We start from the raw sequence: 23,135 nt of genomic DNA, 5'->3' as shown, positions 1-23,135 counted from the left end.
TCTTTAAGAAAGGAGAATCAAGATGCTAAAAAAAAATAAAAAAATAGTAGCTCTTCTTTTTTCACTGATTTTAATTTGTGGTACTGTTTATGCAAATTACGAGTTTTTAAAAGGACGTATATTTGCAGAGATGGATGAAGAAACTAGTGAAGGTATTAGTACTAGTAGTTCTGAAATCAATACCCACGAAGTAAAACTAGATAGCAGTAGTGAAGAAAATAGTAGTGAAGAAAATAGTAGTGAAGAAAATAGTAGTGAAGAAAATAGTAGTGAAGAAAATAGTAGTGAAGAAAATAGTAGTGAAGAAAATAGTAGTGAAGAAAATAGTAGTGAAGAAAATAGTAGTGAAGAAAATAGTAGTGAAGAAAATAGTAGTGAAGAAAATAGTAGTGAAGAAAATAGCATAGAAACCAACTCACTTACTGAGTCACAAGAGGAACTCTTACAGCCCCAACAAGCAGAAAATATAGTCAGAGGAATGAGCGATAGTGGTTGGGAAGTTGGTGCTGCAACGAATACTATTGAAAAAAATGGCAATAAAATCAGTTGGAATAATGGTGGATCTTGGTGGTATACCTATAATAACAATAGCTGGATATATAATACGTCAATAGAAGCTGCTTTGATTATAAATGGAAGTTTTTTAGCTGGAACATCTGAAAATACAAGCTATGGTTTTTTATGGGGCAGTAAAAATGAATCTGTTTACTTTATTAACTCGACAACAAATATGTTGAAGAGGAGCTTCCCGTATAAAACGTATCAGATTGATATTTTTCAACAATTATTGGACGATGGATCAGTGGAAATCAGTTACCAAGTCACAAATAAAAATAGTGAAACTCAAAAAATTGGTGTCAGTCAGTATGTCGATATTTTAGATTCTTCTCCAATACGAGTACTTAATGATTTCAAAGGATTGAATGTGACAGCGACGAATTCAGTGGCTATGATGCCAGATGCAGAAACGATGCCAAACTGGTCAACAGGGGGATACGGTATTTTGAAAGGGTTCAATGGATATAGTCCAAAAACGGTAGCTGGGATTGGCTGGGAAACTGGAATAAGACAACCCAATTCATCTATTGAGTTAAAAGAAAATCAACCCCTGGCTCTAGGTGATTCAGAAGCAGTTATGAAAAATCCAGGGGTTCTAGTTGCACCTGGGGAATCCGCTATCTTTAAGCAAATTATAAAGTTTGGCGGAATGGTTCCACCGGCTCTCACGGTAGATCAAAAAATGGGTTCTATGTATACTAGCGAAAGTTTTGATATCACGGGAACCATTTCAGACAGTAATAATCAAAACTATCGCTTGTATTTAGAACTAGATGATGCTGGCAAAACGTTAATCCCGTTAAAGGATTTCAAAAACATTCCCTTCCAAGAAGTTCAGAATTATCAAGCAACAATTGAAGGGAAATATTTTACTCAGGGAAATCACACTGTGTCAATCATTGGCATTGATGAATATGGTGCTCGTTCGGTAGAGCAAAAGCTGACTTTTGCTATTCGAGAAGTCAGTGGTGTTCCCTTAATTCAAAAAGTGAAACTAGGTGAAGAGCTAAATCCGGATTTAACTACCCTATTTAAAGATATTAAAGGAAATGGTACAAAGCTAAAAAATGTTGCCGAATTCGATACAACAAATGTAGGATTTCAATGGGTAGAGGCTACCTTGATTGATGATGATTTGAAAGAAGGAACGTTTAAAATTCCAGTTTCAATCTACAATCCTGTTAGTACAGTCTTTAATGAGACAGATAAAATTAGCCTAACTGCAAAAAATATAGGCTTTACAGTAAGTGAAATCGATGCCGCAATCAAAAAAAATCGTTTAAATGAGTTGATTCTCCGAGAAAGCGAAGCCAAAGCATGGCAAATGGAGAATGGAGTAGAAGCAATTTTATCGGTTCCTACCCATACAATTAAAGCTCAAATGGGGAATTATGAGGCCACCATTCGAGCGACAAGAATAGATACGAATAAAACGCTAGAAAAGAAAATTTCCTTCTCTGTAACAAATGCTCCCCTACAAGATGGCTGGGAATTTGGAACAGCCAATGATGTTATTGAAAAAACAGGCAATAAAATCAATTGGAATAATGGAAATTGGTGGTACACATACAATAACAATCCCTGGGTATATGGGACTTCAATAGAAGCAGCATTAATTGTGAATGGTAGCTTTTTAGCAGGAACCAGTGAAAATACGAATGGTGGGTTTTTATGGGCAAATTTAGCAGAATCCGTTTATACTAAAAATTTAGCAACAAACACATTGAAACGGAGCTTCCCCTATAAAACCTACCAGATTGATATTCTTCAAAAAATGTTAGATGAGGGATCAGTGGAAGTTAGTTATCAAGTGACGAACAAGGCTTCTGTTCCACAAAAAATTGGTGTCAGTCAATATGTTGATATTCGTGATTCTTCTCCAATTAGAGTACTCAACAGTTTTAAAGGACTGAACATGGCAAACACGAATTCATTAGCTATGATGCCAGATGCAGAAACGATGCCAAACTGGTCTACGGGATATTATTCAAGTTTACATGGTTTCTCTGGATATAGTCCAAAAACAGCCAATGGGGCTGGCTGGGAATCGGGTAAAAAACAACCTGATTCATCTGTTGAGTTAAAAGAAAATAAGTCATTGAATTTAGGTGATTCCGGTGCAGTCATGAAAAACCCAGGTGTGATGGTACAACCAGATGAATCAACTATATTTAAGCAGACTTTAAAATTTGGCGGAATGATTCCTCCGACGGTTACAGTAAATCAAAAAAGTGAAGAAATGTATACAAGCGAGAGTGTTGATATTACTGGAACCATTTCCGATGTCAATAATCATAACTTTCGCTTGTATCTAGAAATGGACGATACGGATAAAACATTGATTCCGCTAAAAGACTTTACAAATGTACCTTATCAAAAAACACAAGATTATCAAGTAGCGATTGAAGGAAAACATTTTACAAAAGGAAGTCATACAGTATCTATTGTTGGGATTGACGAGTATGGTGCTCAATCAGAGGCTAAAACGATGTCTCTTACAATCAAGGAAGTAAGTGGAGTACCATTAATTCAAAAAGTAAAAATTGGTGGAAAGATTCAAACAGATATAACAAAATTATTTGAAAATATTGTCGGAAATGGAACCAAACTTAAATCGGTTTCTGAGGTAGATTCTACAACAGTTGGATTCAAGTGGGCAGAGGCAATCTTAATAGACTCGGATTTAAAAGAAGAGGTATATAAAGTACCTGTATCGGTTTATGATGATAAAACGACGATATTTAATGAGGTAGATAAGATTGTTTTGGACGTAAAAAATATAGGACTTACATCAGAAGAGATAACTAAAGCGAACCAAGAAAATCGTTTAACGGAATTGATTCTACAACAAAGTGAAGCCAAAGCTTGGCAAGCTGAAAATGGGGAAGAATCTATTGTAACAGTCTTCTCACATGATGTGAAGTCAAAATTTGGAAGTTATAGTGCAACGATTCGAGCAACAAGAACGGATACAAATAAAATTCTTGAAAAAAAAATTATTATTTACACCACAGATGAACCATTAAAAGATGGGTGGGAATATGGAACAAAAAGCGATGTGATTTCAAATAATGGCTATAAGATTGAATGGAACAATGGGGCATGGTGGTACACCTATAATGGGAGTAGATGGATGTTTAATACGTCTATTGAAGCGAATTTAATTATAAATGGTGCGTTTCCAACTAATACATCAGATACAGTTCACTCAGGTTTTTTATGGAAAAATCTAGATGAATCGACTTATAGCATTCATAAAGAAACCAATTCTCTAAGACGTACATTTTATTATTTAGATCGATATAAAATTAATCTAATTCAACGATTGTTAGGGAATAATGCTGTTGAAATCACATATGAAGTGCAGAATATGGGAGCAGATACGCAAAAAATTGGGATTAGTCAATATGTTGATACCTTTGTTGGATCAGATTCAGTACCCGTTACACCGATTAATAATTTTGAAGGTATTAATCTAACGTATGGTCAATCTTCTTTGGCTATTATACCTGACACAAAAACAATGCCAAACTGGGCAGCTGGACATTACTTCTCAACACAAAATTTTAGACAATACAGTACGCAAAACGCTGATGGTCTTGGTTGGGAAACAGGAAAACGATATCGTGATTCTGGAGGTAGTTCGTATCCTTCACCGGTGGAGTTAAAAGAAAACCAGCCTATTGATGTAAACGATTCAAGTGTTTCAATGAAAAATCCAGGTTTAAATGTTGGGAATAATGAGAGTGTTTCATTCAAACAAATCTTAAAATACGGTGTACTTGCAGCACCTCAAGTGACATTGAATCAAAAAAAAGCTTCCATGTATCAAAATGAAAAAATAGTCATTGATGGAACTATTTCAGATGCAGATAATATGAATTACCGTGTGTATTTGGAAATGGATGACAAGGATAAAACGTTAATTCAATTAGCTGATTACACGAATATTCCTTATAATGTCGTCCAAAACTACCAAGGAACGATTGAAGGAAAAGACTTTTCTCCAGGAATTCATACAGTTTCTATTATTGGCATTGATGAGTATGGGACTCGTTCAGTCGCCCAAAAATTTGAATTAACCATTACTGAACTAAGTGGTGAACCAAACATTCAAAAGGTTAAAATTGGTGAAGCGATTAGCAATGATTTAAAAACCTTATTTAAAGAAGTCAAAGGCACAAATGTTACTTTAAAAAATCCAATATCATTAGATTCTTCCGTAATAGGTTTTCAATGGATAGAGGCAACGTTAACTGATGGGAAGCAAAAAGAAATTACAGAAAGAATTCCAGTGAATGTTTATAATCCCGAAAGTACTGTATTTAATGAGGTAGATAACCTCGTATTGGATGCCAAGAATACCTCTTTTGAGTTAGTTGATGTTCGCCAAAGTGCTGAAGAGGGAACTTTAGATGATTTGGTCTATCAAAAGGTCGAACCTAAAGCATGGAATATGGAAGATGGTACTGAAATTCCAGTTGAACTCATTACAAATGGGATTGAACCAGTATTTGGAAATTATAGTGCTACTTTTAAAGGAACACGAGTGGACTCAGGAGCTAGTTTACAAAAAGCTAGCCAGTTAGCTGTTGGTGGTGAACTTAAATTTAAAGAGTTACCGAAAAAGTTGGATTACAAAACAACGAAGTTAAGTCAAAAAACGCCCTATGTGGAGCGTATGCACTCTGATTGGAAAATTGAAATAGAGAACACAATTGGTTCAAATTGGTCGCTGTTTGCCAGTGCTAATCCATTTGAAGATCAGGCAAAAGAAAAATTAAGAAGTGCATTGGTTTTGAAAAAGAGCCAAACACAAGATGTTGTTATTAATGGAACAAGTCAAAAAATCGCAACAGGAAGCGAAACCTTCCCAACGATTCAATGGGCAGAAACAGCAGGACTTTTATTAAAAGTCAGCCCAGATGCCAAAGTTGGAAGCTATCAAGGTGAGGTTACCTGGTTGTTATCTGATGCACCGTAACTATAACTAGTAAGAAAGAAACTTAGCAAGTAGCGTTGCTAAGTTTTCTTTCTTTTTTTAGTTGAAATTACAAATGAAAAGGAGTTACCTATAATCGACAGCCATATTTAGGTCACAATTGTTTGATTTATTATTAAATGAGACTAGTTGTCTACTTGGGTAGCAGATTTTTGATAAATCGTCTATACCTAAAAATGAACAGGTAACCTACATATTTTGGATATTAAAAGAAACGATAGTAATGTTTTTTAAATCTCTAGAAATCAATGGATTTAAGACAGTTATTAGTCTTTATTTCAAAGAATAGACTAATTTAAGTTGAACCTATTGACCTAAACTAGCAAATGAAACCAAGTTAAAACAACAGTTAATCGATTATTTTTCCAGAAAACTAAAATATCTATAAAAATAAGTGGAAAATAGTGATGTTAATCCAAAAAAAGTCGGCTAGGTAACCATTTTTTGGGATGAAAGGGAAACGAAATTAGGTTTAAATAGATTATGTCTATTTAAATACTCTATTCCAGTTTAAGCTATAACCTAAAAATACTTTTATAACAAGTTTGTATAAGGAGGTTAGTTCTATGAGGACAACCTATTTTTAGCAAATAAATAAATCAATTAAACAAAAGAAGTTAACATGTATAGACATAGAGAGAAGGAAATTGAAAATAATGAGCAAACATAAAATAAAAATAATTTTCATTTTTATATTGAGTTTAGCTGGTGTGACTTTATATGGGAATTATGAAGTTTTTAGGGGACATATTTTTGCAGAAACAAATGAAAATATTACAAGAAGCGAAGCAGAAAATAGTCTAATAGAAGCTAGTGGAGCAACAAACGTTGAAAAAAAAGAAGAACAACCAACCAATCAAGAAATAGGGACAGAGTTAGATACTGGCTGGGAAATTGGAACAGCTGCTGATTATTTTGAAAAAAAAGGCAATAAAATCAGCTGGGAAAAGGGAGCATGGTGGTATACCTACGACAAAGGAAGTTGGGTATTTAGAGATTCAATCGAAGCGACTTTGATTGTTAACGGGAATTTTTTAAGTGGCACCTCAGAAAATACAAATGGGGGCTTTTTATGGGCGAATACAAGTGAGTCAATTTATATGGTGAATCATGAGAAGAGTATGCTAAAGCGTAGTTTTCCTTATAAAACGTACAACATTGAGATTATTCAACAGTTATTAGAAGATGGATCTGTAGAAATAAGTTATCAAGTTACAAATAATAATTTAGAAGCTCAAAAAATTGGCATTAGTCAATATGTTGATATTGGTGATAATTCGCTAATTAGAGTTTTAAACGATTTTAAAGGGCTGAATGTAAGCAATGTGAAGTCTTTGGCAATGATTCCTGACCCAGAAACTATGCCTAATTGGGCCGCATCTAGTTATGGATCTTCTTTGATGAATTTTACGCCATATAGCTCAAATACAGCTGATGGATTGGGTTGGGAGTCTGGAAAACGGTATCGAAATATTCTGGCAGTTTTAACTCCTCCAGTTAAGTTAAAAGAAAATCAACCGATGGATCTAAGTGACTCTGGTGCAGCTATGAAAAATCCAGGAATCACTGTTTTACCTAAAGAAACTGCTGTGTTTAAACAACGGTTAAAGTATGGAAAATTCATTCCACCAGCGCTGACAGTAAATCAAAAAAGTGGGGATCTATATACAAGTGAAAGTTTTGAGATAACAGGAACTGTTTCTGCTGTAAGTAGCTCAAATTATCGTTTATATGCGGAATTGGATGATGCATGGAAAACCTTAGTACCATTAAAGGACTTCAAAGATATTCCTTTGCAAGAAGTCCAAAGTTATAAAGCAAGTATTGAAGGTGGGAAAATTTCTGCAGGAAACCATACTGTTTCAATTGTAGCGATAGATGAATATGGTGCTCGATCCGATGTTCAAAAAATCAATTTTCTAATCCGTGAGGTAAGTGGAACCCCGATAATTCAAAAGGTAAAATTAGGTGAGGAACTTACCCAGGATTTAACTAAATTATTTAAAGATGTTAAAGGAACAGGGACTAAACTAAAAGAACTAGCACCATTTGATTCCACAAAAATAGGTTTCCAATGGGTTGATGCCACATTGATTGATGACAATTTAAAAGAAGAAATTGTTAAAGTTCCAGTGACAATCTATGATCCTCAAAGCACAATTTTTAATGATCTAGATAATCTAATTCTTAACGTGAAAAATGCTAAATTGACCATAGCAGAAATAAATACAGCAATTGAGAAAAATAGTTTAGATCAGTTGCTGTTGGAAAAAAGTGACGCCAATGCATGGCAAATGGAAGATGGAAAAGAAACTAATTTATCCATCACCGCCCAGACTTCTAAACCGCAACTAGGAAGATACGAAGCCACGATTAGAGCAACAAAAAAAGGTACAGCTAAATTTGTTGAAAAGAAAATATCTGTAATTGTAACGAAGGAGCCGCTAGAATCGGGCTGGGAATTAGGTGCGTCAACTGATTTTGTTGAAAAAAATGGCAACAAGATTAATTGGAATAAAGGGAATTGGTGGTACACCTATAACGGCTCTCCTTGGGTCTATACGACTCCAACTATGAGTACAATTGAAGCTACCTTGATTATTAATGGGAGCTTTTTACCTGGGACTAGTGAGGAGAGAACGAAAGGTTTTTTATGGGGGAATCAAGTTGAATCCCTTTATACTCGGAACACATCAACGAATACTTTAAAACGTAGCTTTATTTATCAAACATACCAAATTGATCTTATTCAGCAACTATTAGAGGATGGAACAGCAGAAGTCACATACCAAGTGACGAATAATAACCCTGAAGCTCAAAGAATTGGGGTCAGTCAGTTTGTTGATTTAGTGGATGCCTCACCTCCAGTTGTAAGTGTACTAAAGGATTTTAAGGGATTCCATATGTTACATTATGTACAACCAGTAGTCGTAATGCCAGATCCAGAAACGATGCCAAATTGGGTCGTTTCTGCTCAATCAACCTTGAAAAATTTCCAACAATATAACTCACAAACCGTTGATGGCGTTGGTTGGGAATCAAAAAAACATTATTGGAATGGCTCTAAGCCACTAAATCCACCGTTAGAATTACAAGAAGGACAAGCAGTCAATAATTTAGGCGATTTAGGGATGGCCATGAAAAACCCAGGGGTAACTGTTCTTCCAGGCGAAGCAACGACTTTCAAGCAAAGAATTAAATTTGGAGGAATGGTTGCGCCAGAGATTACATTGGATCAAAAAATTGAATCGTTATATAAAAATGAAAGCATTGATATAACAGGAACTATTTCTGATATCAATAATAAAAGTTATCGTTTATATCTTGAAATGGACAATAAAAATAAAAGCATGATTCCTTTGCTAGATTATGCGGATGTTCCTTTCAATGAAGTTCAAAACTATCAAGCTAAAATTGAAGGTAAGCTATTCTCAGCAGGAAAACATATAGTTTCGATTGTGGGCATCGATGAGTACGGTTCACGCTCTGTGGCTAAGCCAATAGAATTGACAATTAATGAATTAAGCGGCGAGCCCAAAATTCAAAAGGTTAAACAAGGTGAAGCAATTAGCAACGATCTGAAAAACTTATTTAAGGTAGTCAAAGGAACGAATGTAACCCTAAAAAATCCGCTGTCTATTGATTCATCAGTAATCGGTTTTCAGTGGGTTGAGGCAACATTAATCGATAATCAGCAAAAAGAAGTGACTGAAAAAATTCCTGTTAATGTTTATAACTCAGAAAGTACAGTATTTGATGACGTAACTAATAGTGCCTTAGATGCTAAGAACACTTCGTTTGATCTCGTGGATGTTCGTCAAAGTGATCAAGAAGGAACTTTAGATGAGTTGGTTTACAAAAAAGTTGCACCTAAAGCCTGGAATATAGCAGATGGTACGGAGCTACCTATAGAGCTTATTGCAAACGAAATTAAACCCATTCTTGGCAGTTATGTTGCTACTTTTAAAGCAACTAGAGAAGACTCTAGCACGAACATACAAAAAAATAGTGATATAGTAGTTGGCGGAGTACTTAAGTTTAAGGAAGTTCCCGAAAATTTAGATTATAAATCAGCTAAAATAAACCAAAAAATACAATATATAGAAAGAAAACAACCAAATTGGAATATGTCATTAGAAAATACAATTGGTTCAAACTGGTCATTATTTGCTAGTGTAACGCCTTTTGAAAATCAGTCCAAAGATAAGTTAAATAGTTCTTTGGTTTATAAAAATGAGAAAATGGAAGAAGTAGCTATCAATGACACAAGTCAAAAAATAGCAACTGGGAATGAGACCTACTCAACAATTCAATGGGCAGAATCAGCTGGGATGTTATTAAAAGTTAATCCAGATGCTAAAATTGGACGTTATCAAGGTGAAATTAATTGGGTGTTATCTGATGCCCCATAAAATCAAAATAAGACTTAGCATACTACGCTGAGTCTTATTTTTTCACGAGTTAATTTAATTTAGTATAATAAATCTCTTCCAATTTTTTCAACAAAGATCTCCATTCCTTTGGACTAGGAAAAGTCAGCCACAGAAACAGTTTATCAAGAGAGACGGAAATTAAATCTGGAGGTAATGGGAAGTCTGAAATAATTAAATCTAAGTCTGGAGAAGTAGAAGAATAAAATTCAACTGGAACAGAACTTATTTTTTTAATTAAACTTTGAATCCAATCGGTTTCTTCTTGCCCTACTTTTGAACAAACTAAAAGACGAAGTGGCGGAGCTCCGTTGATTAATAATCTACGAATCAACAGCGTAAAGCTTAGTACTTGGAAAGGAGCGATATGGAATTCTTCTTCTTGTGTGGAAAGGTAACTAAAAAATTGCATTGAATATCTTAAAACATCTGGGTTTTCTTCTCTGAGAACTTCAGTAACTGAATTAACTCCAAAAGAGCTAGTACCGCCGTGGAAAGTCTTATTTTTTTCATAAATTAGGGATAAGTTTAAGTATAAATATACATAATCTTCATTACTTAAAATTGTGTCAAAGTAATTTGTATAATAAAGAATCCATTGTTGTGCAAATTTAAGTTCAGGTATTTTCTGAATAGGAATTAAGTTTGTTACTTTTTTAGGATAAATTGTTGAAGTGACGCATAAAAAATAAAGACTGTGAATTTCTAGACTCTGTTGGGCAGGCATTAATTTATTAAAATAAGGTGCAGTTAAGTTTTTAAACTGAGCATAAGAATAATTAATTTCTTTGATAGGATAAGGAATTACTTCGGATACTAGGTAGCCTTGAGAAATTCGAGTTAAAGAAATATTTAAATAGAGTTGGAAATAAAGAAAATGTGGAATGGATAAATTTAAATCTTGTTTTATTCTGTTAAGGTATTCAGTATCTTTCAAATCAGGATGTTTGTATTCCCCTGTTGAACGAAAAATTTCCCAAAAGAAAACCGAAAAAAAATAACGAATTTGCTTTTCTTCACCAATAAGGAATTGTTTTTTTGTGAAATCTAGTTCTAAATCAAACTCAGCAAGTACTTCTTTTAAAGGTGTAATCCGACGATAGAAGGTTGTTCTACTGACAAAAAAGTTTTCTATAATTTGATCTAAAGAAATCTCAGCTTCTTTAAAAATGGATTGTACGAGTTCAACACATAAACTTCTTTCCATATAGTAACGATAAAAATTTTCTAAAGAAAAATTTGTGGAAAACGTAGCAATGATTTTTGTTTCTGTAACTTCTAGCGTAAGCTGATTTTCCCACTGACAATCAGCAATATCTCGTTCAAGATCTGTGATAATTTTTAAAATAGTTCTGCGATCGACATTTAAAAAATCTGAGTAATAATTAATTGTTTCTTGAGGTGTTTTTTTATAAAAATGCTCAAGTAATTTTAAAATTAGATGGAAGGGTTTATCTAATAATTTTTTCAAATGAATGTACCTACTTTCTGGTGTTATCTAAAGGGGAAGGAGAGACGTTATTTTAATAAAATAAACAAATTTTCATTCTTAAATTATACACTAAAAACGTTATTAAATAAAGGTTATGAGCATTTTTTTGCAAAAAAAAATAAGTTTTAAATTATTGTTTATAGTAGTTTTTCTTGTGAAAAATAACACGAGTAGATATCTTTATTTGGTATATAAAAAAGGATAGATAAATACGTTAAAAGAATTAATATAATGGATTCCTTCAACTAGAATTATATTTAAATGAGAATTAGATTATTGTTAGAAATGAATTGACGAAAGAAAACGCTTCCTATATAATTAGAAGCGTACAGATATCTGTTTGTTGAAGCAACGAGGCTTCTAATTAACATACGCAGAACTAGCGATGAAGCTAGGGAGAGCAGTTATTTAGGGGACTCTTTTTGTCCCACTTTAGAAAAACATAAAGAGGGGAAGGAAGCAAAATGAATAGAAATCAAAAAATAAGTAGAGGTGTATTTATTCTTTTGGGAACGATGATTGTATTAGGCGGGTGTGGAGCCAATAATAATAAAAATGAAACAAAAAAAGAAGTGCCCTCAGAAAGTTCAGTTGCAAAAAAAGAAGTCGAATTAAAAGTAGGCAATTGGGAAAAGACAAATTACGCAGCCTTAAAAACGGCCATATCAGAGCACGGTACATTGAGTGAAGATTATCAAAAAAGTCCAAAACCCTATGCTGTTTTTGACTGGGACAATACGACAATCATCAATGATATTGGAGAAGCAGTTTTAACGTATCAATTAATGAATTTGCGTTTTAAAATGAATCCGACAGAATTAGAAACAGCACTGAAAACCAATATTCCTGCAGATGATTTTAAAGAAGAATGGAACAATAAAGCTGGGGGAGCCGTTAATATTGAAAAAATTGCAGCTGACATTGGTTCGAGTTATCAAGCTTTATATCAAAATTATGAAGGTTTAGCTGGTAATCAGTCATTGGAAGAAGTTAAGAAATTCCCAGAATATGTAGATTTTAGTAGCAAATTGCGCTACTTATATGAAGCCATTGGCAGTTCCTTTAGTTCAGATATAAGTTATCCCTGGGTCACTTATTTAGTGAGTGGGATGACCTCGAAGGAAGTTCAAGATTTAAGTCAAGAGGCAGCAGATTATTGGCTGGAGCAAGATTTGGGTGAAGAAACATGGACAAGTCCTGCAGATTTAAAAGGACAAGCTGGGGAACTAGCAGTCACCTTTAAAACCGGAATTCGTACTGTCCCAGAAATGCAAGATTTATACCAAACATTGATGGCGAATGGGATTGATGTTTATGTCTGTTCAGCTTCATTTATTGATGTGATTGTTCCTTTTGCTACCCATGCTAAATATGGATACCAGGTACCTAAAGAGCAAGTCTATGCGATGGAATTAAAGAAAAATGCAGAAGGAATCATCCAAGCTGAGATGGATCCAGACTATGATCAAACGCAGGGAAAAGGCAAAACGGATACGATTATCAAGTTCATTGCACCTAAACATGAAAATGTTACGCCTATTTTAGTTGCTGGTGATAGCAATGGCGACGTAGCGATGCTTTCAGATTTCCCAGATTTACAAGTTGGATTAATTTTTAATCGAGTGAAAGACGGTGGGATTGGAAAGCTAGCTAAAGAAGCTACCGAATCTGCGGGAAATAAAGATCAGCGTTACTTTTTACAAGGTCGAGATGAAAATAAAGGCCAGCTTATCCCAAGTTCAAAATCAATTTTATTAGGTGAAACTGAAGAAAAATTACTGAATGTTGCAAAATAAAAATAGTGTGATGGAACTCTCTTTCTGAAAGGAAGGAGAGTTCTTTTTGAATTTAAGGCAAAAGTATGTAGAAATTCATAATTTTTTTAAATAAGGGCTTATTTTACCAATATTTATTTGAAATTTGATTAAGATATCGCTATCATTAAGACATGCTTATGCAATTAATAATATTTACCAATAAATAGCGATGAAGAGAAGTGATGAAAAAATGACAAAAAGTATTTCAATGAAGGAAATCATTCAGTTACTAAAACAATACAATCAATTTTTAGGATTCATGGCAAACAATGAAATGAATCATTCAAAGTTAATGACTAGTGTGTTTGAACAAATCCATTTTGATTCTAGAAAAGTTGTCGAAAATTCTTTATTTATTTGTAAAGGAATCAACTTTCAATCTGACTATTTAATTCAAGCAATTCATGCCGGAGCAACTGGATTTGTAATGGAAGAAAAACAACGAAAAGAACTTGATATGACTCTGGAAATCCCTGGAATACTTGTTAAACATAGTCAAAAATCTATGGCATTAATAGCCATGCATTTTTATGATTATCCACAAAAGAAACTAAGAATTATCGGGGTTACAGGTACAAAAGGCAAAACAACCACTTCTTTTTTTATTAAGCGTATTTTGGATCAGCAAAATGGCAATAAAACGGCTCTTTTTTCTACTGTATTTACAGATGTTGGATTAGGCCAAACACCAGCTGAATTAACCACACCAGAATCATTAGATTTATATCGATTAATGGATCAAGCCGTTGGGAAAGGTTATCAAGACTTGGTTATGGAGGTTTCGTCTCAGGCTTATTTAATGCAGAGAGTCTATCAATTAGAGTATGATTTAGGTATCTTTTTAAATATTTCACCTGATCATATTGGTGAAAATGAACATGTAGATTTTGCAGACTATTTAAAGCATAAATTAAAGATATTTAAGCACAGTAAAGCCGTTGTGATACATACCGATACGCTGGCTTTATCTGAAATTAAGAAAACTGCTGAAGAAAGTACGCCAAACGTTATTTGGGCAGGTGAAGCAGAGGGAGTAGCTGGAACAAACTATTCACTAGCCAAGGTGGAGCATCAAGCTGAATCTGTCCAATTTCAAATTGTAGAAAAGAAACTTTTTGAAGCAGAACAAAGGAGACTTGCTACACGTTTTTGCTTAAACATAGTCGGAGCTGTTAATCTAGAAAACGCTTTGGTTGCGATTGCAGCTACCCGCTATTTAGGTTGTAGTGAGGCAGAAATTAAAGCTGGCTTAGCCTCTGCAAAAGTCCCAGGTAGAATGGAAATTATCCCTCATAAAGAGGCAATGATTATTGTGGATTATGCGCATAATGCGATTAGTTTACAAAAGTTGTTAATGTGGACAAAGGCACGCTATCCTGATGGGCAACAAATTGTTGTTTTTGGTTGCCCAGGTAACAAAGGTTTTTCTAGGCGTCAAGATTTAGGTGAAACCGCAGGGCAATTAGCTGATTATGTTATTTTGACGGAGGATGACCCCGGGTTTGAGGATCCGCGAGCTATTTGTGAGGAGATTGGGTCTCATTTAAACGGATTTGTATCGTATGAATTTATCTTGAATCGGGAAGCTGCAATCACTAAGGCTTTAAAACGGGTTCAAGCGGGTGATGTTTTGTTGGTGGTTGGCAAAGGGAGCGATGCTTTTCAGTTACGAAATGGGGTTAGGGAATCTTATGTGACAGATAGCCAAGTGATTAAAGATCAATTACAGTTTGTTTTATAAGAAAAGGTTAAGAAAGCCGATGGTAGCAATCTTTCTAATGGTGTTTAAGGAAAACTTTAGCAATATCTGTTATGATTAGTTTATAATTTAAAAAAATAATACCTAATAATAAGGAGAACACTTATGAAAATTTTAGTAGTAGATGATGATAAAGAAATTGTAGAACTATTAAGTATTTATATAAAAAATGAAGGTTACGAAGTTGAGAAAGCCTATAATGGGAAAGAAGCGATGACGAAAATTGTCACAAATCCTGATATTGATTTAATGGTGTTAGATGTTATGATGCCTAAAATGGACGGAATTGAGGTTGTTAAAGAGTTGCGTAAAGAATCTCAGATGCCTGTTTTAATGTTAAGTGCTAAAACAACGGATATGGATAAGATTCAAGGGTTAATAACGGGAGCGGATGATTATGTTGCGAAGCCGTTTAATCCACTTGAAGTCATGGCCCGTATTAAATCATTGTTGCGCAGAAGCAATTATCAAGTAACGAATGATGAGCCTGATATTTTAGAGATTGGTCCATTAGTTATTCAAAAGGATTCACATGAAGTGACGACTATTTCTGGAAAATCAATCCAGTTAACAGCGTTAGAATTTGGGATTTTGTACTTGTTAGCAAGTCATCCTAATCGTGTTTTTAGTGCAGATGAGATTTTTGAACGTGTTTGGCAACAAGAAAGTTTAGTTTCAGCTAAGACTGTAATGGTTCATGTGAGTCATTTACGTGACAAAATTGAAGAAGCAACTGGTGGAGAAAAAGTGGTTCAAACCGTTTGGGGCGTTGGTTATAAAATCGAAGCGCGCTAAAACTAAAAAAAAAGTAACTTTCAAGCAAGATGAATAGGAGATGTAAATAAGATTTGAAGTTAACAGGTAAAGAAAAAAGTGAATTGATATTTGAAGGATTTATTACAGCGGGCTTAATTTACTTGCTTTATTTAGCTGTCCTGATTATTTTCGATCAACTAATTGTTGTTTCACCAGATGTCAGAGATTCTATTTGGATTTTTAAAACATCAGTCACAATTGGAAATACACAGATTCTTTCATACAAAATTATTTTTATTGCGTTTCTTGTCATCACTGGGATTATTACTATTTTTTGGCGTTTAAAACGTCGCTATAAACAAATGCAGCTTCGTCATGTTATTAGTGAGCTGCATTATATTGCTGAGGGTCATTACGATCATCGAATTCCTTTTGAATTACCAGGGGATATGAACAAAGTAGTCGACAGCATTAATGTTTTAGTTGATAGTACTGTGACTGCGATGGAAGAGGAACGTAAAATTGAACAATCTAAAGATGAGCTCATTACGAATGTGAGCCATGATATTCGTACGCCTTTAACTTCAATTATTGGTTATTTGGGTTTAATTGAAGATCAGCAATATCAAAGCCAAGAAGAGTTGCTAAAATATACGCATACAGCTTATATTAAAGCGAAACAAATGAAAATTTTAGTAGAAGATTTATTTGAATATACGAAGGTTCGGCAACATACAACACCTTTAAATTTAACTGAATTTGACATGTTAAAATTGTTGGATCAATTGGCAGCTGATTTTGAATTGGATGCTGAGAAAAAGGGAATGACAATTGAGGTCGAACCTGGATCAGCAGCGATTCCAATGGAAGCTGACGCAGAGAAATTAGTTCGTGTTTTTAACAATTTAATTTCGAATGCATTGAAATATGGTGTTGGTGGGAAAAAAATTACGATTGAAGCTCAAAAAGTGGGTAAGGAAGTCATTATTGCAGTTAATAATGATGGCCCTATTATTCCAGAGGAAGCCCTAAATCAATTATTTGATCGCTTTTATCGAGTAGAAGAGTCGCGTTCGCAAGAAACAGGCGGAACAGGCTTAGGTTTGGCAATCGCTCAAAGTATCGTCACCTTACATGGAGGGTATATTTATGCCCGCTCAAGTCAAGAGTTAACAAGCTTTGTATTGCATTTACCAATTCGACAACAGCCATATGAAAAAGGCTAAACTGGAATATCGGATGAACGACTTATTTAGGGCGTAAAATTAAGAAAAAAAGAACTTAATTTTCCTTGTTTTTTGCTAGCAATTTCGCTACCATAGAATAAGAAATAAAAAACATTGAGGAGAATTGACTAGATGAAAAAAAATAACAAATTAACACTCGTTTTCGCGCTTATTTTAGCGGTGGGAACTGTTTTTCCAAGCCTATTAATCGGTGGAAAAGAAGCTTTTGCAGCTGAAGCACCAACTATTAATGCGGCAGCAGCATTTGCAATTGAGCCTAAGACTGGTAAAGTTCTATTAAACCAAAATGGGGATGCTCAATTGGGAATTGCTTCAATGACTAAAATGATTACAGAATATTTGGTTTTAGAAGCGATTAAAGAAGGTAAATTAACTTGGGATCAAAAACTGTCAATTGATGACTACTCTTACAATGTTAGTCAAAATAATGAATTATCTAATGTTCCATTGCGTAAAGATTCGCAATATACGGTAAAAGAATTGTTTGAAGCTATGGCTATCTATTCAGCAAATGCAGCAGCAATTACATTGGCTACGGCTGTTTCGGGTAGTGAGCCAGCTTTTGTTGATGCAATGCGTGAAAAAGTTAAATCGTGGGGCGCTAAAGATTTTTATTTAGTGAATGCAACTGGTTTAACAAATAGTGATTTACATGGCAATATTTACCCTGGAAGTGCAGATACAGATGAAAATACGATGACTGCTCGGGATATGGCGATTGTTGCTCAACATTTGTTGAACGATTTTCCAGAAGTTCTAGATACTGCCAAAATTCCAACAATGGATTTTAGAAAAGGGACAGAAGACGAAATCCACATGGAAAACTGGAACTGGATGTTACCTGGTTTGATTTATGGTCGTGATAATGTCGATGGCTTAAAGACTGGAACGACTGATATTGCTGGAGCTTGTTTTACTGGAACTGCTGAAGAAAATGGAATGCGTGTTATCACTGTTGTTATGAACGCTGGTGATGGCGAAACGAATAAAGGTGCTCGTTTTGAAGCAACCTCTCAAATCATGGATTATGCATTTGCTAATTGGGAAATGAAAGATATCGTGAAAAAAGGCGATTCAAACAAAGCTTTAAAACCTTTAACAGTTGATAAAGGTAAAGAAGATAGTGTGAAATTGATTATCGATGAAGATTTAAAAATGTTAGTCCAAAAAGATACAGACGTTAAAAATTTAAATGTTACGTTTACAATGAAAGACGGTCTTTTAACAAGCGACAATAAAATTGAAGCACCTGTTAAAAAAGGTCTAGAAGTGGGTACTGCACAAATTGTACCTGCTAACGATACTCTAGGCTACGTTGACGGTTCACAAGGGAAATCAGTTAAAGTTGTGACTGAAAATGCAGTTGAAAAAGCTGGGTTCTTCTCATTAATGGGACGTAACATCAGCGAATTCTTCAGCAATTTATTTTAATCTAACAAAAATAAGAATTTAATTTCTCTACTAATTTTTATTGACTTTAGTTAAGATAGTGTGTAGTATATGAATCACTGTAACAAAACAATTGAAAAAGGCTCAGAAAATCTTTCGCCGGAAAGATTTTCTATTAGGCCAGATAAATCAACCCAAGGCTTTAAGGTTGATTTGTCTGGCCTTTTTATTTTTTTATAGAAAGCAGGAAAAGATAATGGAACAGACAAAGAATAGTATTTACAGTAGCGATATAAGCAAAAAATTAGAGGTGAACGTGAACCAAGGACTTTCAAATGAGGATGTCCAGCAACGTTTGTTGAAGTATGGAAAAAATGAATTAGTCGGCATCAAGGAAAAAACGCTGTGGGATCATCTCCTACATTCCTTAAAAGATATCACCATCATCATTCTGTTGGTAGCTACAGGAATATCCACATATGTGGCATTTACTTCACATCCAGATGATTTTACTGAACCTGTCGTGATTTTTTTGATTGTTCTTTTGAATATTTTCTTAGGAATTAGAGAACAAGTAAAAGCTGAAAAATCAACAAAAGCGTTAAAAAGTTTTCATGTCCAAGAAGCTAAGGTAGTCCGTGATGGTAAATTAGGACTTTATGAAACGGGCGAATTGGTGCCAGGAGATATTATTCAGCTAGAGACTGGTGATAAAGTCCCCGCAGATGCAGTCATTCTTGACGAGATGAATTTGTTTGTAGATGAATCATTATTAACGGGGGAAAGTGAGCCAGCCGCAAAGGATAGTAGCTATCAACCAAGTGGAAATGAAGGCATTGGCGATCGGAAAGATAAGCTGTTTTCTGGATCGTTAGTTGTTAGTGGGAAAGCGACGGCTATTGTGGTGGAAACCGGTATGACTACCGAAATCGGGAAAATATCAAGTCTTTTAGAAACGGAAACCACCTTAGCACCGATTCAAATTAGAATGCAAAAATTAGGAAAAGTATTGAGTATTGTTGCGTTGTTAGCAGCGTTAAGTGCAGTTGGGATTGGTTGGGTACGCGGGGAAACGGTCCCAGAATTGTTAATGATTGCAATTTCTCTGGCAGTTGCGGCAATTCCAGAAGTATTACCAGTAGTTGTGACAATTTCACTGTCTTATGGAATTAGTACCATGGCTAAAAAGAATGCGATTATCCGAACGCCAACAGCAGTTGAAACTATTGGACATGTTTCTGTGATTTGTTCAGATAAGACCGGTACATTAACGCAAAATAAGATGGAAGTCGAAAAAATTTGGGCTGGGTCGGAAGCCGCTAAATCTGTTAAGCATGAATTAAATCAAACAGAAAAAGAATTAATTAAGTATTTTTATTTAGCCAGTTCAGCCAATCAAAACCAAAAAATAGGGAACCCGACTGAATTAGCTATCTTAGATTTAGCATTACAAGAAATAGAAGATAAACAAGCTTTAGAACAAAACTACCAGAAAATTCATGAAATTCCTTTTGATTCTTCTAGGAAACGAATGACCGTTGTTTATCAAACGGTCGAAGGCTATCTTTCTTTGACAAAAGGAGCTTTTGACCGCTTGGATCTGGCATTAAAGAATAAGGAGGAAGACGAAAAAATAAAAGCCGTTCACGATGAATTTGCGAATCAAGCGTTAAGGGTCTTAGGTTTAGGAGTGAAAAAATTCAAGCAACTGCCAGCCGATTTATCAGATGAGTTTCTTGAAAGCAACTTGGAATTTGCCGGTTTTGTCGGCATCATTGATCCTCCAAGAAAAGAAAGCTATGCTGCAGTCAAAAAAGCTTCTGAAGCTGGGATTAAGACGATTATGATTACAGGTGACCATTTGATTACGGCTAAAAGGATTGCCGAAGATATTGGGATTTTAAAGGCTGGTTTGAAAGTCATGGATGGGACGGAATTAGCAAGCTTAACGGACAAGCAATTAGAACAGGTAATTGATGAGTATCGCGTATTTGCCAGAACGTCCCCAGAAGACAAGATTAGAATTGTAAAGGCTTTGCAAAATAAAAATGAAATTGTCGCTATGACAGGCGATGGAGTCAATGATGCACCTGCCTTAAAAGCTGCAAATGTTGGGATTGCCATGGGAAGTGGTACTGATGTAGCCAAAGAAGCTGCTGATATGATTTTAGTAGATGATAACTTTTCAACTATTGTAGCAGCGGTCCAAGAAGGAAGACGTGTCTATAGCAATATTCGGAAATCAATTTATGCCATGCTGGGCTGCAACCTTTCTGCTGTTATGATTGTGTTGATTTCGTTGCTAATGGGTTGGGGCGCTCCAGTAACTGCTATTCAGTTATTGATTATCAAAGTGGTTGCAGATGGAATTCCAGGGTTCAGTCTATGTGTTGAAAAATCTGAGTCTGAAAGCATGAAGCAACCACCTGTTGTAAATGGTACGAGTATTTTTCATGATGGATTGCTTAAAAAAATTGGTACGATTTCGCTTGTATTTACAGTCGTCACTCTGATTGCTATTTATATTGGAAAATTCGTGAGTTTTAATGGGAGAGTGACCCCTAGTCTAGAAATAGCTCAGTCCATGACTTTCGTTGTTTTAGGATTAACGACCATTGTGCATATGTATAACTGTAGAAGTAGGCATTCGGTTTTTAAGACGAATTTTTTCAGCAATAAACTTTTAGTCACAACGACGATTAGTGGAGCGATGATCATTATTCTATTGCCGATGATTCCATTTACAGCTACTATTTTTGGATTAGTTCCACTTAGTAGCTATCATTGGCTGGTAATAGGTATCTTATCAATGATTCCTTTAATCTTTATTGAAATCCAAAAAGGCATGAATCGTTTTGGGCGTTTATAATAGAGAAGGAAAATTGCGGAGACCCCTAACTTAATTTTTGTAGCTTGATTTTTCAAGTTAATTTAGGTATGATAAGAACAACAAGTAAATAATTTGAACGTTAGTAGCATGGCCTAGTAAATCAAATAAATACCTGAAAGAGAGTCAGTGGTTGGTGGAAACTGATGGTTTATTTTTTTGAATCCCTCATGTGAAGTGAATAATGAACCTTGCTTTTAAAGCAACTTAAATTATTTCGGCTACAGACCGTTATCTGTCTTTGAGTGTAGATAGAACGAGAACGTTGTATCTAAATTTGGGTGGTACCGCGAATGTTATAAGTCCTTTCGTCCCTTTTATAGGGAGGAGAGGGCTTTTTTATTTTTTTTCCTATCGGATAGGCAAAGGACAACTAAAAAAAGAGGAGCTGGATAAGTATGTTAGATATCAAAAAATTAAGAAGCGATTTTGCAACAGTAGAAGCTAAATTAGCTACTCGTGGCGTGAAAAAAGAACTTTTAGAAAATTTTGTTGAATTAGATGAAAAACGTCGAGAGTTAATTGTAAAAGCTGAAAAGTTGAAAAAATACCGAAATACGGTTTCTGGAGATATTGCTTTATTAAAGCGTAACAAAGAAAATGCCGATGATAAAATTAAAGAAATGCGTGAAGTTGGAGATGAAATCAAAGTCTTAGATGATGAATTAGTTGCAATTGATACAGCTTTATCAGAAATTGCCGCAACATTACCTAATCTTCCACATGATTCAGTTCCGGTTGGAGCAGATGAAGACGAGAATGTTGAATTACGCCGTTGGAGTACGCCTAAAACCTTCGATTTTGAACCTAAAGCGCATTGGGATATTGCTGAAGAACTAGATATTTTAGACTTTGAACGTGGCGCGAAAGTTGCCGGCAGTCGTTTCGTTTATTATAAAGGTCTAGGTGCTCGTTTAGAACGTGCAATCTATAACTTTATGCTAGATTTACACACAGGAGAACATGGCTACCAAGAAATGATTACTCCTTATATGGCAAATGCAAAATCTATGTACGGAACAGGTCAATTCCCTAAATTTAAAGAAGATGTTTTCCAAATTGAAAACGAAGATTTAACGATGATTTCAACTGCTGAAATTACCTTAACGAACTACTATCGTGATGAAATCTTAGCAGATGAACAATTGCCGATTTATTTCACGGCATTAAGTCCATCATTTAGATCAGAAGCTGGGAGTGCAGGACGAGATACTCGTGGGTTGATTCGCTTGCATCAATTTAACAAAGTTGAAATGGTTAAATTTAGTAAACCAGAAAATTCATATGATGAGTTAGAAAAAATGACGGCTAATGCTGAAGCTGTTTTACAAAAACTAGACTTACCTTATCGTGTTTTATCATTATGTACAGGGGATATGGGCTTTTCAGCCGCTAAAACCTATGACTTAGAAGTTTGGATTCCAGCCCAAGATGTCTATCGTGAAATCAGTTCATGTTCAAATTGTGAAGATTTCCAAGCACGTCGCGCCATGATTCGTTACCGCAATGAAGAAACAGGTAAACCAGAACATGTTCATACTTTAAATGGTTCAGGTTTAGCAGTTGGGCGGACATTTGCAGCTATTTTAGAAAATTACCAACAAGCCGATGGTTCTGTAAAAATTCCAGACGTGTTGATTCCATACATGGGTGGCGTTACTGAAATCAAAAAAGCAAAATAAAAAATCGTAAATAGGAGATTAAGATGAAAATCTTAGTCTCTTTTTCTATATATTAGAAGCAGACTATTTTTTATCTAAAGGGTAGAATGCTATACTCACTATATATCATTTAATTC

Annotated in this window: 10 protein-coding genes and 1 other annotated feature; of the genes, 9 read left to right on the top strand and 1 reads right to left on the bottom strand. The window is 34.9% G+C overall.

Going from position 1 to position 23,135, the window contains the following annotated elements; translation table 11 throughout:
• Window positions 1–22: 22 nt before the first annotated feature.
• Both MHI00_RS15700 and MHI00_RS15695 read left to right on the top strand, forming a co-directional pair.
• Window positions 23–5,542 carry a hypothetical protein gene (locus tag MHI00_RS15700; RefSeq protein WP_341114803.1) on the top strand — a complete coding sequence of 1,840 codons (5,520 nt, stop codon included), beginning with the start codon at window positions 23–25 and terminating at the stop codon, window positions 5,540–5,542.
• Window positions 5,543–6,216: 674 nt separating this feature from the next.
• Window positions 6,217–9,972 carry a hypothetical protein gene (locus MHI00_RS15695; protein ID WP_341114801.1) on the top strand — a complete coding sequence of 1,252 codons (3,756 nt, stop codon included), beginning with the start codon at window positions 6,217–6,219 and terminating at the stop codon, window positions 9,970–9,972.
• Between the two features lie 49 nt (window positions 9,973–10,021).
• Here the strand turns inward: MHI00_RS15695 and MHI00_RS15690 are convergent, their stop codons facing one another.
• Window positions 10,022–11,461: a helix-turn-helix domain-containing protein gene (locus tag MHI00_RS15690; protein ID WP_016356297.1), complete on the bottom strand. Its 1,440-nt coding sequence runs from the start codon at window positions 11,459–11,461 to the stop codon at window positions 10,022–10,024.
• 485 nt (window positions 11,462–11,946) lie between these two features.
• Here MHI00_RS15690 and MHI00_RS15685 point away from each other — a divergent pair, with 485 nt between their 5' ends.
• The 7 genes from MHI00_RS15685 (at window position 11,947) to serS (ending at window position 23,019) form a co-directional block, all read left to right on the top strand.
• Window positions 11,947–13,278: a haloacid dehalogenase-like hydrolase gene (locus MHI00_RS15685; protein ID WP_332489704.1), complete on the top strand. Its 1,332-nt coding sequence runs from the start codon at window positions 11,947–11,949 to the stop codon at window positions 13,276–13,278.
• Window positions 13,279–13,489: 211 nt separating this feature from the next.
• Window positions 13,490–15,040 (top strand): Mur ligase family protein, encoded by a 1,551-nt coding sequence (locus MHI00_RS15680; protein ID WP_341114797.1) that lies wholly within the window; start codon window positions 13,490–13,492, stop codon window positions 15,038–15,040.
• A 123-nt stretch (window positions 15,041–15,163) separates the two neighbouring features.
• Entirely contained in the window at window positions 15,164–15,853 is a 690-nt protein-coding gene (locus MHI00_RS15675) for a response regulator transcription factor (RefSeq protein ID WP_010050017.1), read from the top strand.
• Between the two features lie 53 nt (window positions 15,854–15,906).
• On the top strand, window positions 15,907–17,040 hold the full coding sequence (locus tag MHI00_RS15670; protein WP_015075269.1) for a sensor histidine kinase: 1,134 nt from the start codon (window positions 15,907–15,909) through the stop codon (window positions 17,038–17,040).
• Window positions 17,041–17,172: 132 nt separating this feature from the next.
• Window positions 17,173–18,492 (top strand): serine hydrolase, encoded by a 1,320-nt coding sequence (locus MHI00_RS15665; protein WP_010050021.1) that lies wholly within the window; start codon window positions 17,173–17,175, stop codon window positions 18,490–18,492.
• A 214-nt stretch (window positions 18,493–18,706) separates the two neighbouring features.
• Entirely contained in the window at window positions 18,707–21,319 is a 2,613-nt protein-coding gene (locus tag MHI00_RS15660) for a cation-translocating P-type ATPase (RefSeq protein ID WP_341114792.1), read from the top strand.
• Between the two features lie 93 nt (window positions 21,320–21,412).
• Window positions 21,413–21,656, top strand: a binding site (T-box leader).
• Window positions 21,657–21,735: 79 nt separating this feature from the next.
• Complete coding sequence (gene serS / locus MHI00_RS15655) at window positions 21,736–23,019, top strand: serine--tRNA ligase (RefSeq protein ID WP_010050025.1); 1,284 nt, start codon at window positions 21,736–21,738, stop codon at window positions 23,017–23,019.
• Window positions 23,020–23,135: the final 116 nt, after the last annotated feature.

This window comes from Carnobacterium sp. FSL E2-0243, from assembly GCF_038003605.1.
Taxonomy (GTDB): domain Bacteria; phylum Bacillota; class Bacilli; order Lactobacillales; family Carnobacteriaceae; genus Carnobacterium; species Carnobacterium maltaromaticum.
Note: the sequence above shows the minus strand (reverse complement) of the source record. Positions and strands in the feature narration are given on the sequence as shown.

What these genes read in the sequence shown, in the direction of transcription:
- MHI00_RS15680 (WP_341114797.1), top strand. Translation starts at nt 13,490, where the DNA reads ATGACAAAAAGTATTTCAATGAAGGAAATCATTCAGTTACTAAAACAA.
- serS (WP_010050025.1), top strand. Translation starts at nt 21,736, where the DNA reads ATGTTAGATATCAAAAAATTAAGAAGCGATTTTGCAACAGTAGAAGCT.
- MHI00_RS15685 (WP_332489704.1), top strand. Translation starts at nt 11,947, where the DNA reads ATGAATAGAAATCAAAAAATAAGTAGAGGTGTATTTATTCTTTTGGGA.
- MHI00_RS15675 (WP_010050017.1), top strand. Translation starts at nt 15,164, where the DNA reads ATGAAAATTTTAGTAGTAGATGATGATAAAGAAATTGTAGAACTATTA.
- MHI00_RS15660 (WP_341114792.1), top strand. Translation starts at nt 18,707, where the DNA reads ATGGAACAGACAAAGAATAGTATTTACAGTAGCGATATAAGCAAAAAA.
- MHI00_RS15700 (WP_341114803.1), top strand. Translation starts at nt 23, where the DNA reads ATGCTAAAAAAAAATAAAAAAATAGTAGCTCTTCTTTTTTCACTGATT.
- MHI00_RS15695 (WP_341114801.1), top strand. Translation starts at nt 6,217, where the DNA reads ATGAGCAAACATAAAATAAAAATAATTTTCATTTTTATATTGAGTTTA.
- MHI00_RS15665 (WP_010050021.1), top strand. Translation starts at nt 17,173, where the DNA reads ATGAAAAAAAATAACAAATTAACACTCGTTTTCGCGCTTATTTTAGCG.